The following is a 12,280-nucleotide window of genomic DNA, read 5'->3' as shown; positions in this document are numbered from 1 at the left end:
CGAGTTATCTTCGGGCTCCCCGGACCACACCCCCCGACATGAGGAGTGGCATGAGAAGACGTCTGCTCGCCGTACTCGCCACGCTCGCCCTGGTCTTAGCCGGCGGCCTGAACGCCGTGACCCCCGCGGCCGCGCTCGCCCCGCCCGACATCTCCCTGGCCAACGTCAAGGCCCACCTGACGCAACTGCAGAGCATCGCCACCGCCAACGGCGGCAACCGCGCCCACGGCCGCCCCGGCTACCTGGCCTCCGCCAACTACGTCAAGGGCCGCCTGGACGCCGCCGGATTCACCACCACGCTCCAGTCCTTCACCTACAACGGCGCCACCGGCTACAACGTCATCGCCGACTGGCCGGGCGGCAACCCCGACGACATCCTCATGGTCGGCGCCCACCTCGACAGCGTCACCGCCGGTCCCGGCATCAACGACAACGGCTCCGGCAGCGCGGCCGTCCTGGAGACCGCGCTGGAGGTCTCCCGGCAGGCGCTGCAGCCCACCAAGCACCTGCGCTTCGCCTGGTGGGGCGCTGAGGAGCTCGGGCTGCGCGGCTCGGCGTTCTATGTGAGCAACCTGCCCGCCGCCGAACGCGCCAGGATCAAGGCGTATCTGAACTTCGACATGGTCGGCTCGCCCAACGCCGGCTACTTCATCTACGACGGCGACGACTCCGACGGCACCGGCTCCGGCCCCGGCCCCGCCGGGTCGGCCCAGCTGGAGCGCGTCCTGCAGGACTACTTCGCCTCCATCGGCGTCCCCACGCGCGGCACCGACTTCGACGGCCGCTCCGACTACGGGCCGTTCATCTCCCGCGGCATCGCCGCCGGCGGCACGTTCACCGGCGCCGAGGGCATCAAGTCCAGCGCCCAGGCCCAGCTCTGGGGCGGCACCGCCGGGCAGGCGTTCGACGTCTGCTACCACCGCTCCTGCGACACCACGTCCAACATCAACGACAACGCCCTGAACCGCAACGCCGACGCCGTGGCCTACGCCGTGTGGACGATCGGCGCCGCCGTACCGCCGACCGTGGTGTGGGAGGACACCTTCGAGACCGACCGCGGCTGGACCCGCCTGTCCGGCACCGCGACCACCGGCCTGTGGGAGCGCGGCGACCCCGAGGCCACCACCTCCAGCGGCGCCAAGCAGCTCGGCACCACCACGAGCGGCGCCAACGACCTGGTCACCGGCCGGCTGGCCGGGGCGGCCGCCGGCGATCACGACATCGACGGCGGCGTCACCTCGATGCAGTCACCCGCCGTGACGCTGCCCAGCGGCACGGTGCAGCTGTCGTTCGCCTGGTACCTGGCCCACGGCAGCAACGCCAGCAACGCCGACTACCTCCGGATCAAGGTCGCGGGCACCACCACCGCCACGGTCTTCGAGCAACTCGGCGCGGCAGCCAACCGCAACGGCGCCTGGAACACCGCCACCGTGAACGTCTCCGCCTTCGCCGGGCAGAGCGTGCGCATCGTGGTCGAAGCCGCCGACGCCTCCGGCGCCAGCCTCGTCGAGGCGGGCGTGGACGACGTGAAGATCCTTCGATAGCCCCGGGTACGGCACAGCCCCAGGCCGACCGGCGGCCTGGGGCTGCTTGCTGGTGGACGATACTGGGATTGAACCAGTGACCTCTTCCGTGTCAGGGAAGCGCTCTCCCGCTGAGCTAATCGTCCGCGTATGCCGTTAGAGGTGGAGACGGGATTTGAACCCGTGTGGACGGCTTTGCAGGCCGCTGCCTCGCCTCTCGGCCACTCCACCGAGCGAGGCCCCAACGAAGCGGCCTCTCCGAGCGGAAGACGGGATTCGAACCCGCGACCCTCACCTTGGCAAGGTGATGCTCTACCACTGAGCCACTTCCGCGTGCGCCGCTTGTGTGCGGCGACACAGCAACTCTAGCGGGTTTTTCGAGTGGTTGCTCACTTGCGCAGCTGGCGGGCCACGCTGCGTTCCGTCGCGGGCAGGCCGAGGAAGATCTCCAGGATGCGGGTCAGGCGGTGCACCTCGATCCGGTGGAAGGCGGGGCCGTCGCCTCTGGCCAGCATCAACGTCAGCGCCAGCGGCGGCAGCGGCGCGTGGATCACGTGCAGGCCGGACTCCAGCGTGGCCGCGACCGGCCGGGGCGGGGTCTCGGCCGGGAACACGATGTCCTGGGGCGCCCGCCAGCTCGCGTACACCGTCGTGCCGGCGCCGGCCGCCGCGGCCCAGTCGGCGCTGAACAACACCGGCAGCGAGTCGATGAGCGTGGTCAGCGCCCGCTCGCCGGCGGTGGTGATGTACTTCAGGATCTCCAGCTCGGGATAGGTGCCCGGCGCCTCGCGCGTGGCCCAGACGCCATCGACGCGCACGCCGGGCACGCTCGACAGGCCCTTGGCCAGGGTCTCCTTGGGGGTGCCGTCCGGGCAGAACACCGTGATGTCGTCCACCGCGAGCCCGCCGCCGCGCTCCAGCACGGTCAGCTGCGTGATGTCGGCGCCGCTCGCGCCCAGCACCTGCGTCACCTGGCTCAGGGATCCCGGCCGGTCGGGCAGCACGAGTCGTAGTCGCAGCAGCATCCGTCGCCTCCCATGCTTCCCGGATCACAGCCTATCGGCCGCATCGCGTGAACCCCGCCCGCGCCGGGACCGTCGTTGTCGATGAGGCGCTCGCGAGGAGGGACATGGGACAGTACACGAAGACGGCGGCCCTGGCGCTGATCGCGGCGTCGCTGACCGCCTGCGCGGCGCCGGCCGCCCCGGGAGCCACCGCGCCGCCCGGTCCCGGTGGCGGCGCGGTCTACGCCTGCCATGACCGCCCGGTGCCGCTGGACGCCCTCACCGCGGGCCGGCCCGCGACGGAGCTGGGGCCCGACGGGCTCGCGGCGCTGAAGGGCGAGGAGGTCCGCCGCCCGCGCGATCTGGAGCGGTGGCGCATCGTCGAGGAGGGGCCGGAGCGCGTGGCGCTGATCGCCGGACGGGATCCGGACGCGCGGTACGCGCACCCCGCCCCCTACCGCTACCTGCTCATCGAGCGGTTCGGACCGCCGGGCCCGGACGGCCGGCCGGGCTGGCACCTGCGCTCGTCCGGCGGCTGCGACCTGCGCCGCGAACTGGACGGCCTGGGCAAGGCCACCCTGGCCCTGGGAAAGGTGTCGGGGAGGACCGTCGAGCTCCTGGTCAACGAGCTGGCCTGCGCGGGCGGCGCCGCCGCGACCGGCCGGATCCGGGTCGTGACGCTGGAGGAGGACGAACGGGAGGTGCGGGTGGTGATCGGCGTGGCGCCCAGGTCGGGGCAGGCGATGACCTGCCAGGCCAACCCGCCGACGCCGTTCACCGTCGAACTGGCCGCGCCGCTGGGCGGGCGCCCGGTGATGGACGCCGGGGTCCATCCCGTCAGGCGGGTCAGCCCGCCTCGATGATCGCCAGCCGGTCCTTCGCCCACAGCAGGGCGGCGTCGGGGTCTACGGTGCCGAGGACGGTCAGCCCGCCGGGGCCGGGGTTCTCCACGAGGTCGGCCAGCGCCGGGGTGCCCACCACGCTGGCGTAGCCGACGCACCACGCGGCGATCTCGGCCTCGCGCTCGGCCCAGAACGCGTGCACGATCTCCAGCGCGCCCTTCTCGGGGGCCTCGCGCCGGCTCTGGTCCACGACGACGGCGAAGCGCTGGTTCGCGGCCCGCGCCCGGGCCAGCACCTCGACCATGCCGGCGTTCAGCTCGTGGGCCTCCTCGACGGTGAGGCGCCCGTTCTGGGAGGCGGTGACCAGAGGCCACTGGCCGAGGTCGACAAGCTTGCCCATGGTGAAAGTGCTCCTTAGCCCATCAAGCATTGCAAAACCGCTAAAACCTATCGCATCCACATATGTGGTGATATTAGGTGAGGCTAACCTAAACACTCTGGTTGGAGGAAGAGCATGAGGCCACGCATCCCCGCCCGGCCACCCGCCGGCACGGTCTACGCCGCGGCTGACGAGGTGTGCTTCGGGTACGGCGGGGCCGAGGTGCTGCGCGGCGTCACGCTGAGCGTCGTCACCGGAGAGGTGCTGGCCCTCGTCGGGCCCAACGGCTCCGGCAAGTCCACGCTGCTGTCCCTGCTGGCGGGCGATGCCCGGCCCCACGCGGGAGCCGTACACCTGGACGGGCGGCCCATCGGCGACTGGAGCGCGCGGGAACTGGCGCTGCGGCGGGCGGTGCTGCCGCAGCAGCTCACCCTCGCCTTCCCCTTCAGCGTCCGGGAGGTCGTGGCCATGGGCCGGGCGCCCTGGGCGCGCACCGCGGCCGAGCAGGACGACGACGCGGTGGTCGCGGCAGAGCTGGAGCGGACCGAGACCGCCGGCCTGCGGCACCGGCCCTTCCAGGAGCTGTCGGGCGGCGAACGGGCACGGGCGGGACTGGCCAGAGTGCTCGCCCAGCGCACGCCGATGGTCCTGCTCGACGAGCCGACCGCGGCACTGGACATCCGCCACCAGGAGGCGGTGCTCGGCCTGGCCAGGGGACGGGCCGGTGCGGGGGACGCCGTCGTGGTCGTCCTGCACGACCTCGCCCTGGCCGCGGCCTGCGCCGACCGGGTGGCCGTGCTGTCCGGCGGAGTGGTGCGGGCGTGCGGCCGGCCCGCGGAGGTGCTGCGAGAAGAACTGCTCGGCGAGGTGTACCGGCATCCGGTGGAGGTGCTGCCGCACCCGCGCACCGGGGTGCCGATGGTGCTGGCCAGGCGGTGAGTTTCACCGTTGAGGCGGATGTGGGCTACAACTGAACGGGTGAAGATTGGGCCGATAGGGGTGTGGCCGCCGGTCGTGCTGGCGCCGATGGCGGGGATCACCAACGCGCCGTTCCGCGTGCTCTGCCGTGAGCAGGGCGCCGGGTTGTTCGTGTGCGAGATGATCACCACGCGGGCGCTGGTCGAGCGCAACCCCAAGACGCTCAGGATGATCAGGTTCGCCGATGCGGAGAAGCCGCGCAGCATCCAGCTCTACGGCGTCGACCCGGAGACCGTCGGCCGCGCGGTCAAGATGATCGCCGCCGAGGATCTGGCCGACCACGTCGACCTCAACTTCGGCTGCCCGGTGCCCAAGGTGACCCGGCGCGGGGGCGGCTCCGCCCTGCCGTACAAGCGCAACCTGCTGCGGCGGATCCTGCGTGAGGCCGTGCGCAACGCCGGGTCGCTGCCCGTGACCATGAAGATGCGCAAGGGCATCGACGACGAGCACCTCACCTACCTCGAGGCCGGGCGCATCGCGGTCGAGGAGGGCGTGGCCGCGATCGCGCTGCACGCGCGCACCGCCAGGCAGCACTACGGCGGCACGGCCGACTGGGCGGCGATCAAGCGGCTCAAGGAGGCGGTGCCGGAGATCCCGGTGCTCGGCAACGGCGACATCTGGAGCGCGGACGACGCGCTGCGCATGATCGCCGAGACCGGCTGCGACGGCGTGGTCGTCGGGCGCGGCTGCCTCGGCAGGCCGTGGTTGTTCCGCGATCTGGAGAACGCCTTCAACGGCGATCCCGCCCGCTGCCGGCCCTCGCTGGGCGAGGTGGCCGAGGTGATGGTACGGCACGCCGAAGGGCTGGCCGCCTGCTTCGACACCGAGCGGTACGCGGTGGCCGACTTCCGCAAGCACGTCAGCTGGTACCTCAAGGGGTTCACCGTCGGCGCCGAGCTGCGCAGGGCGCTGACCACGGCCGAGTCGCTGGAGCAGCTGCGCGCGGCCGCGGCCCGGCTGGAGCGCGACCAGCCGTGGCCGCCCAACACCGACACCCCGCGCGGCAAGTCGGGCGAGCGGCAGCGGGTGCACCTGCCGGACGGCTGGCTGGACGACCCGTGGGACTGCGACGTGCCCGACGACGCCGAATCCGACATCTCCGGCGGTTAGTGCGGGCCGGATAGGTCCGTCGTGCCGCACGGGCCGCCTCCGGTGGCGGCGGGCAGCGGGTGGGGCGCGCCGGACATCGTCATGGTCGGGTAGTAGGCGGCGATGCGCTCGGCGGAGCGGCCCGCGTAGTGGCAGATGAAGCTGCGCCGGAAGCGGTCGGCCGTGGTGTTCGGCCCGGAACCGTGCACGAGGCTGCCGTTGAAGAACAGCACGTCGCCCGGCTCCATGTCCACCGGCACCCGCTCCAGGCCGGGCGGCGGCGGCACGTACTCGCGGGTGAAGGAGATCGACGGGTCGGCGTCCTCCGGGCAGAACAGGTCCATCCGGTGCGTGCCGGGCACCACCTCCAGGCCGCCGTTGGCCCGGTCGACCTTGTCCACGGCGATCCAGGCGGCCACGCAGGTGCCCGGTTCGACCCGCAGGTAGAAGTTGTCCTGGTGCAGCGCCTGGCCGCGCGCGCCGGGCGGCTTGAAGTAGAACATGCTCTGGGCTGCTATCGGCTCCTCGCCGAGCAGCTCGCGCAGGACCGCGGCGAGCCGGTCGTCCAGGAGGTAGCGCCGCGCCACGTCGTTGATCCGGTGCGGGTGCATGACGCGCGGGAAGGCCCGCAGGAGGTCCCGGTGCCCGGGCTCCGGCGCGAAGTGACCGGCCACTGGGCCGCCGGCGTGCAGCCGCATGAACTCCTCGCGCAGCAGGTCCGCCTCGTGCGGGGCGAGCAGGCCGCGGGCGATGACGTAACCGAGCGTGTGGAAGTCGCTGAGGTTCATGCCTTCGAGCCTAGGAAGGCGGGGTGTGAGACGGTATGCCGGTGAGCGTCGCAGACCTGTCCGTTCCTGCTGCCGAACTCGTCATCGTGGGCCACTACGACAAAGGACCCGGCTATGCCACGCGGCGCGCCTCCGGCTCGGCGAGCTGGCTGCTCATGTTCACCCAGGACGGCGCCGGGCTGGTCGAGCAGGGTGGGACCGTGCTCACCGCCGGGCCGGGCGACCTCGTGGTGCTGGCCGCCCGGACGGCCCACCACTACCGCACGGCGGGGGCGCGCTGGCGGTTCTGGTGGGTGCACTTCCAGCCCCGTCCCGCCTGGGCGGCCTGGCTGCGCCCCTTCGGGCCCGCACCCGGCTGCCACCTGGTGCCCGGCTGCCCGCCCTTGGAACCCGCCTTCCGGCGCGCCCACGCCTACGCCCGCTGGAACGGCCGGGGCTCGCCGCCCGCGCCCGCAGATCCGGTACGGCCGGCGGTGGCCACGGCCGGGCGGGCGGGTGAACTCGTCCTGGGGGCGGTGGAGGAGGTGCTGCTACTGGCCACGGCGCCGCGGCAGACACCCGGGGCGGGGATGGACGAGCGGGTGGAGCGCGTGCTGGAGCTCATCTCCGCCGAGCCCGCCGCCCCGCACACCGTCGCCTCGCTGGCCGGGGCGGTGGCGCTGTCGCCGTCCCGGCTGGCCCACCTGTTCGCCGAGCGCACCGGCCGCACCCCGATGCGCGCGGTGCGGGCCGCCCGGCTGGCGCACGCCGCCCGGCTGCTGGAGGTCACCGACCTGGACGTCGGCCAGGTGGGCGCCGCCTCGGGGTTCGTCAGCGCCTTCCACTTCAGCCGCACGTTCGCCAAGGAGTACGGCCTGCCGCCCCGCGAGTACCGGCGGCGGCTCGGCTGACCCGGCCGCGCCGTACCGGGAAGCCGTGGGCACGCGCCTGGTCCGCAACCGCTAGAGGCTGACCGGCCCGCCGCTGCGCCAGTAGACGTTGTCCTCGCGGCTCAGCAGATCGGCGTCGATCAGGTACCGGCGCAGGGCCGCGTAGTCGTCGTGGAAGGCGCGCAGCGCGACGTTCACCTCCTTCTCCGGATACCGAACCCCCGGCTCGAACACCTGTGTGATGTACCGCAGCACCACCATGCGCTTCTCGTGCTTCATGGGCATCGACTTCAGCCGCCCCTCGACCAGGAACGCCCGCAGCACCTTCTCCTCGTCGCTCACCTGCGCCGGCGGCTCGGCCAGCGCCTTCAGCAGCTCACGGAACCGTTCCGGCCGCGCCTGCCACCGTCCCTCGTCATCGCGTACGGCCAGGCCGCCCGCCCGCAGCTTCTCCAGCGCCTTGGGCGCGGCGTCACCGGCCCCGCCCAGCACCAGCGCGGAAAAGGCGCGCAGGGTGTCGTCCTGGGCCAGCAACCCGAGAACCCGCTTGACGTTTTCGTCGCTCATTCCCCCTATTTTGCGGCATCCCGGACCACGCGTATCGCACTATGTCTCGATCTTGAGACATTGTCATGACACGACGGGGAACTCGTGATCCGACACTGAGGGAAGAGGCGTGTGCCGGGGCGCCCTTGCCAGTCCGTCCCGGCACACGACTTACGCCTTGGGCGTGTACACGAGCACGACGATCCCCGAGCCGAACTGCGTGGTCCGCACCAGCTGAAGGTGCGCGAGATCCAGCTGGTCGCCCAGGTGCTCGCCCTTCCCGGCCAGGACCGGAAAAATCCAGAAGTGGTACTCGTCGACCAGCTTGTGCTCCAGGAGCGTGCGGTCGAGTTCGCCGGTGCCGTACTTGAGGATGTTCTTGCCCGACGCGGCCTTGAGCCTGGCCACCTCCTCGGCCACGTCGCCCTCGATGAGCGTGGCGTTCCACGTGGTCTCCTTGAGCGTGCGCGAGGCGACGTACTTGGGCCGCTGGTTCATCTGGGCGGCGAACTCGTCGCCGCCCGCCTCCATCGCCGGCCAGGCCACGGCGAACGCCTCGTAGGTGACCCGGCCCAGCAGCAGCGAGTCGGTGTCGGAGAACAGGGCGGCGGAGTAGGCGGTGTGCTCGTCGTCCCAGTACGGCGAGCCCCAGCGCTCCGGCGAGCTGATCACGCCGTCGACGGTCACGAAGGTGGACTCGATGAGCTTGCGCATTTTTCTGCTCCCTTGTCGTCAGGTTGTGGCTCAAGCCTGCCGCAAGGCGATTACCGGATTCTTACCGTGGCGTTCTCACAGCCGGTTCAGGCCCTGGACGTGCAGGACGGCGCGGCCCTCCTCGTCGGAGGCGGCCAGGTCCACCTGGGCGTCGATGCCCCAGTCGCCGTCCCCGGCCGGGTCCTTGACCGTCTGGCGCACCTTCCAGAAGCCGCTCTCCTCCTCGATGCGCAGCAGGGCCGGGCCCCTGGCGCCGGCGTCGGTGAGGACCTCCTCGTGGTCGTCGTAGTAGGCGTCGAGCATCGCCGGCCAGTCGAGGTCGGGAGCCAGCTCGGCCAGCTCCTCCTCCTTCTCCAGCGCGCACAGCTCGACCAGGCGGAACATCGCGTTGCGCACCAGCACCCGGAAGGCGCGCACGTTCGCGGTCACCGGGCGGACCTTCGTCTCCAGCTGCTGCTGCGCCTCCAGCGCCTCGGCCGGGTTGGCCAGCTTCTCCCACTCGTCGATCAGCGAGGAGTCGACCTGGCGCACCAGCTCGCCGAGCCATTCGATGAGGTCCACCAGGTCCTCGGTCTTCAGGTGCTCGGGGACCGTGCGCGAGAGCGTGCGATAGGCGTCGGCCAGATAGCGCAGGACCGTGCCCTCGGAGCGGGCCAGCTCGTAGAACTGGATGTACTCGCTGAACGTCATCGCCCGCTCGTACATGTCACGCACCACCGCCTTGGGACTGACGGTGTAGTCGCCCACCCACGGGTGGCCGCGCCGGTAGGTCTCGTAGGCGCCGAGCAGCAGCGTCTCCAGCGGCATCGGGTACATGACCTCTGCGAGGGCGTCCATGCGCTCCTCGTACTCCATGCCGTCGGCCTTCATCTGCGCGACCGCCTCGCCGCGGGCCTTCTTGAGCTGGGCCGACAGGATCTGGCGCGGGTCGTCGAGGATGGACTCCACGATGGAGACCATGTCGAGGGCGTAGCTCGGGGACTCCTTGTCGAGCAGGTCGAAGGCGGCCAGCGCGAACGTGGACAGCGCCTGGTTGAGGGCGAAGTCCTCCTGCAGCTCGATCGTCAGCCGGGCGCGGCGGCCCTGCTCGTCGGGCTCCTTCAGCTGCTCGACGATGCCGCCCGCCAGCAGCGAGCGGTAGATGGCGATGGCCTGGCTGATGTGCCGGCGCTGCCACTTGCGGTCCTCGTGGTTGTCGGTGAGCAGGTGCTTCATCGCGGCGAAGCAGTCACCCGGCCGGTTGATGACGGCCAGCAGCATCGCGTTGCTCACCTTGAAGCGGGAGTTGAGCGGCTCCGGCTCGGCCGTCTGCAGCTTCTCGAAGGTCTCCTCGCTCCAGCCGACGAAGCCCTCCGGCGGCTTCTTGCGGGCGTAGCCGCGCCGCCGCTTCGGGTCGTCGCCGATCTTGGCCAGCGCCTTGGCGTTCTCGATGTCGTGCTCGGGCGCCTGGCAGGCCACGTAGCCGATCGTGTCGAACCCGGCCCGCCCGGCGCGGCCGGCGATCTGGTGGAACTCGCGGGCGCGCAGCCTGCGCACCTTGTTGCCGTCGTACTTCGACAGGGCGGTGAACAACACCGTGCGGATGGGCACGTTGACGCCGACGCCGAGGGTGTCGGTGCCGCAGATGACCTTGAGCAGGCCGGCCTGGGCCAGGCGCTCCACCAGCCTCCGGTACTTGGGCAGCATGCCGGCGTGGTGCACGCCGATGCCGTGCCGTACCAGCCGGGACAGCGCGCGGCCGAACCGGGTGGTGAAGCGGAAGCCGCCGATCATGGCGGAGATGGCCTCCTTCTCCGCCTTCGTCGCCATGTTGAGCGACATCAGCGACTGGGCCCGCTCCATCGCGGCGGCCTGGGTGAAGTGCACGACGTAGACCGGGGCCTGGCCGGTGGAGAGCATCTCCTCCAGCGTCTCGTGCAGCGGCGTCATCCGGTAGGAGTACACCAGCGGGACCGGGCGCTCGGCGTGCTTGACCACCGAGGTCGGGCGATCGGTGCGCCGGGTCAGATCGCGCTCGAACATCGACACGTCGCCCAGCGTCGCCGACATCAGGATGAACTGGGTCTTGGGCAGTTCCAGCAGCGGCACCTGCCAGGCCCAGCCGCGGTCGGGCTCGGCGTAGAAGTGGAACTCGTCCATGACGACCTGGCCCACGTCGGCCGCCGCGCCGTCACGCAGCGCGAGGTTGGCCAGGATCTCGGCGGTGCAGCAGATGATCGGGGCGCCCGGGTTGACGCTGGCGTCGCCGGTCATCATGCCGACGTTCTCGACGCCGAAGACCTCGCACAGGTCGAAGAACTTCTCCGAGACCAGCGCCTTGATCGGGGCGGTGTAGAACGTCCTCAGGTCCCTGGTCAGCGCGGCGAAGTGGGCGCCGGCCGCCACCAGCGACTTGCCCGAGCCGGTGGGGGTGGCGAGGATCAGGTTGCTGCCCGAGACGACCTCGATCAGCGCCTCCTCCTGGGCGGGGTAGAGCGTGAGCCCGCGTTCGGCGTTCCAGCTCACGAACGCGTCGAAGATCTCATCGGGCTCGGCGTCGATCTCGTCCGGCAGACGGTCTACAAGGAGGCTCACCCTCCCTATCCTGCCGAATCCTGCGCCATGGTCGGACCTTGCCGCCCGGATACGTCACGCTCCGATGAAGATGATTACATTGTGTTATGAAGCGCGCACTCTTGGTGTCTGGTGTCCTGGCGGTCGCGTTGAGCGGGTGCGGGATCACGCCGCTGCCCGGCGTGGTCGCGGTGAAGGCGTCTCCCGCGTCGCCGGGCCCGTCCGCGGCGGCGTTCGTCCCCGTCTATGAGACGCCGGAGAACAAGGACCTGACCGCCGCCGAGAAGCTGCTGCGCGACAATCGCCTCGTGCAGCGCTGGGCCGAGGCGGCCAACCAGGGCTTCGTCCCGCCGCGGAACGTCTCCGTGACCGCCAGGCAGTGCGACGAGATCAACGCGTTCTACAACTCCGAGGACCCGTCGATCACCATGTGTTACGAAATGGTGGACTATCTGCGGAAGTTGTTCGCAACCCCGGAGAAGGGCGCGCCCAGGCCCGATGTCAAGGAGGTGGACGAGAGCGCCCTCGGCGCCATGAGCGGCATCTACTTCCACGAACTCGGCCACGCCCTCATCGACCTCTACGACCTGCCCGCCACCGGGCGCGAAGAAGACGCCGTGGACCAGCTCTCCGCCCTCGTGCTCATCACCACCGCCGAGAAGCAGAAGGACTACTCCCAGATCATCAGCACGATCGAGACCTGGGGCCGCATCTCGCAGGAGGAAGCCAAACTGCCCCTGGACCAGCGGGACTTCGCCGACGACCACTCCCTGAGCCGCCAGCGCTACTACAACATGATGTGCTACCTCTACGGCTCCAACCACAACGCGTTCCTGCCGCTGGTGTCCGAGGGCGAACTGCCCGTCGCACGGGCCGCGCGCTGCGAAGAGGAATACGCGAAGATGTCCAGGGCCTGGACCCGCCTCCTGGAACCACACCTGCGCACCGACCTGCCCTCCCCGTCACCGGGTACGGCCCGGCCCAGCTAGCCGTTC

12 protein-coding genes and 3 tRNA genes are annotated in these 12,280 nt (G+C 71.0%); 6 read left to right on the top strand and 9 right to left on the bottom strand.

Features of this window, described 5'->3' with window-relative positions:
- Positions 1-50: 50 nt before the first annotated feature.
- Complete coding sequence (locus FVE25_RS06725) at positions 51-1,544, top strand: M28 family peptidase (protein ID WP_157245586.1); 1,494 nt, start codon at positions 51-53, stop codon at positions 1,542-1,544.
- A gap of 50 nt (positions 1,545-1,594) precedes the next feature.
- Here FVE25_RS06725 and FVE25_RS06720 read toward each other — a convergent pair.
- The 4 genes from FVE25_RS06720 to FVE25_RS06705 all read right to left on the bottom strand — a co-directional run bounded on the left by FVE25_RS06720 (position 1,595) and on the right by FVE25_RS06705 (position 2,548).
- A tRNA-Val gene (locus tag FVE25_RS06720) sits at positions 1,595-1,669 on the bottom strand.
- 14 nt (positions 1,670-1,683) lie between these two features.
- Positions 1,684-1,754 (bottom strand) — tRNA-Cys (locus FVE25_RS06715).
- 30 nt (positions 1,755-1,784) lie between these two features.
- Positions 1,785-1,856 (bottom strand) — tRNA-Gly (locus FVE25_RS06710).
- A 56-nt stretch (positions 1,857-1,912) separates the two neighbouring features.
- Positions 1,913-2,548: an ACT domain-containing protein gene (locus FVE25_RS06705; RefSeq protein WP_157245585.1), complete on the bottom strand. Its 636-nt coding sequence runs from the start codon at positions 2,546-2,548 to the stop codon at positions 1,913-1,915.
- A 104-nt stretch (positions 2,549-2,652) separates the two neighbouring features.
- On the opposite strand from FVE25_RS06705, the gene FVE25_RS06700 reads away from it, so the two are divergent.
- Entirely contained in the window at positions 2,653-3,390 is a 738-nt protein-coding gene (locus FVE25_RS06700) for a hypothetical protein (protein WP_157245584.1), read from the top strand.
- Here FVE25_RS06700 and FVE25_RS06695 read toward each other — a convergent pair.
- Entirely contained in the window at positions 3,374-3,769 is a 396-nt protein-coding gene (locus FVE25_RS06695; protein WP_157245583.1) for a hypothetical protein, read from the bottom strand. The two genes, FVE25_RS06700 and FVE25_RS06695, sit on opposite strands and share 17 nt — an antisense overlap.
- Before the next feature lie 114 nt (positions 3,770-3,883).
- Between FVE25_RS06695 and FVE25_RS06690 the strand changes: the two genes are divergently transcribed.
- Both FVE25_RS06690 and dusB read left to right on the top strand, forming a co-directional pair.
- A complete protein-coding gene (locus FVE25_RS06690) occupies positions 3,884-4,687 on the top strand; it encodes a heme ABC transporter ATP-binding protein (RefSeq protein WP_157245582.1) in 804 nt (267 codons plus the stop codon).
- A 39-nt stretch (positions 4,688-4,726) separates the two neighbouring features.
- The gene (gene dusB / locus FVE25_RS06685) at positions 4,727-5,836 is read left to right on the top strand and encodes a tRNA dihydrouridine synthase DusB (RefSeq protein ID WP_246266735.1); all 1,110 of its coding nucleotides are present in this window, start codon (positions 4,727-4,729) and stop codon (positions 5,834-5,836) included.
- Here dusB and FVE25_RS06680 read toward each other — a convergent pair.
- A complete protein-coding gene (locus FVE25_RS06680) occupies positions 5,833-6,603 on the bottom strand; it encodes a phytanoyl-CoA dioxygenase family protein (RefSeq protein WP_157245580.1) in 771 nt (256 codons plus the stop codon). The two genes, dusB and FVE25_RS06680, sit on opposite strands and share 4 nt — an antisense overlap.
- Positions 6,604-6,644: 41 nt before the next feature.
- Between FVE25_RS06680 and FVE25_RS06675 the strand changes: the two genes are divergently transcribed.
- Complete coding sequence (locus FVE25_RS06675) at positions 6,645-7,493, top strand: helix-turn-helix domain-containing protein (protein WP_219825356.1); 849 nt, start codon at positions 6,645-6,647, stop codon at positions 7,491-7,493.
- A 51-nt stretch (positions 7,494-7,544) separates the two neighbouring features.
- Here the strand turns inward: FVE25_RS06675 and FVE25_RS56190 are convergent, their stop codons facing one another.
- From FVE25_RS56190 to FVE25_RS06660, 3 genes are all read right to left on the bottom strand, one after another.
- A complete protein-coding gene (locus FVE25_RS56190) occupies positions 7,545-8,039 on the bottom strand; it encodes a DUF2087 domain-containing protein (protein WP_181019486.1) in 495 nt (164 codons plus the stop codon).
- 150 nt (positions 8,040-8,189) lie between these two features.
- Positions 8,190-8,732 carry a dihydrofolate reductase family protein gene (locus FVE25_RS06665; RefSeq protein WP_157245578.1) on the bottom strand — a complete coding sequence of 181 codons (543 nt, stop codon included), beginning with the start codon at positions 8,730-8,732 and terminating at the stop codon, positions 8,190-8,192.
- Between the two features lie 75 nt (positions 8,733-8,807).
- The gene (locus FVE25_RS06660; protein WP_425489476.1) at positions 8,808-11,306 is read right to left on the bottom strand and encodes a DEAD/DEAH box helicase; all 2,499 of its coding nucleotides are present in this window, start codon (positions 11,304-11,306) and stop codon (positions 8,808-8,810) included.
- Positions 11,307-11,392: 86 nt separating this feature from the next.
- On the opposite strand from FVE25_RS06660, the gene FVE25_RS06655 reads away from it, so the two are divergent.
- Positions 11,393-12,274: a DUF4344 domain-containing metallopeptidase gene (locus FVE25_RS06655; protein ID WP_157245577.1), complete on the top strand. Its 882-nt coding sequence runs from the start codon at positions 11,393-11,395 to the stop codon at positions 12,272-12,274.
- Positions 12,275-12,280 lie beyond the last annotated feature (6 nt).

Origin of the sequence: Nonomuraea typhae (genome assembly GCF_009760925.1) — a bacterium.
In the GTDB taxonomy this organism is placed as follows: domain Bacteria; phylum Actinomycetota; class Actinomycetes; order Streptosporangiales; family Streptosporangiaceae; genus Nonomuraea; species Nonomuraea typhae.
The sequence above is the reverse complement of the archived record's forward strand: the minus strand, read 5'-3'. Positions and strand labels throughout refer to the sequence as shown.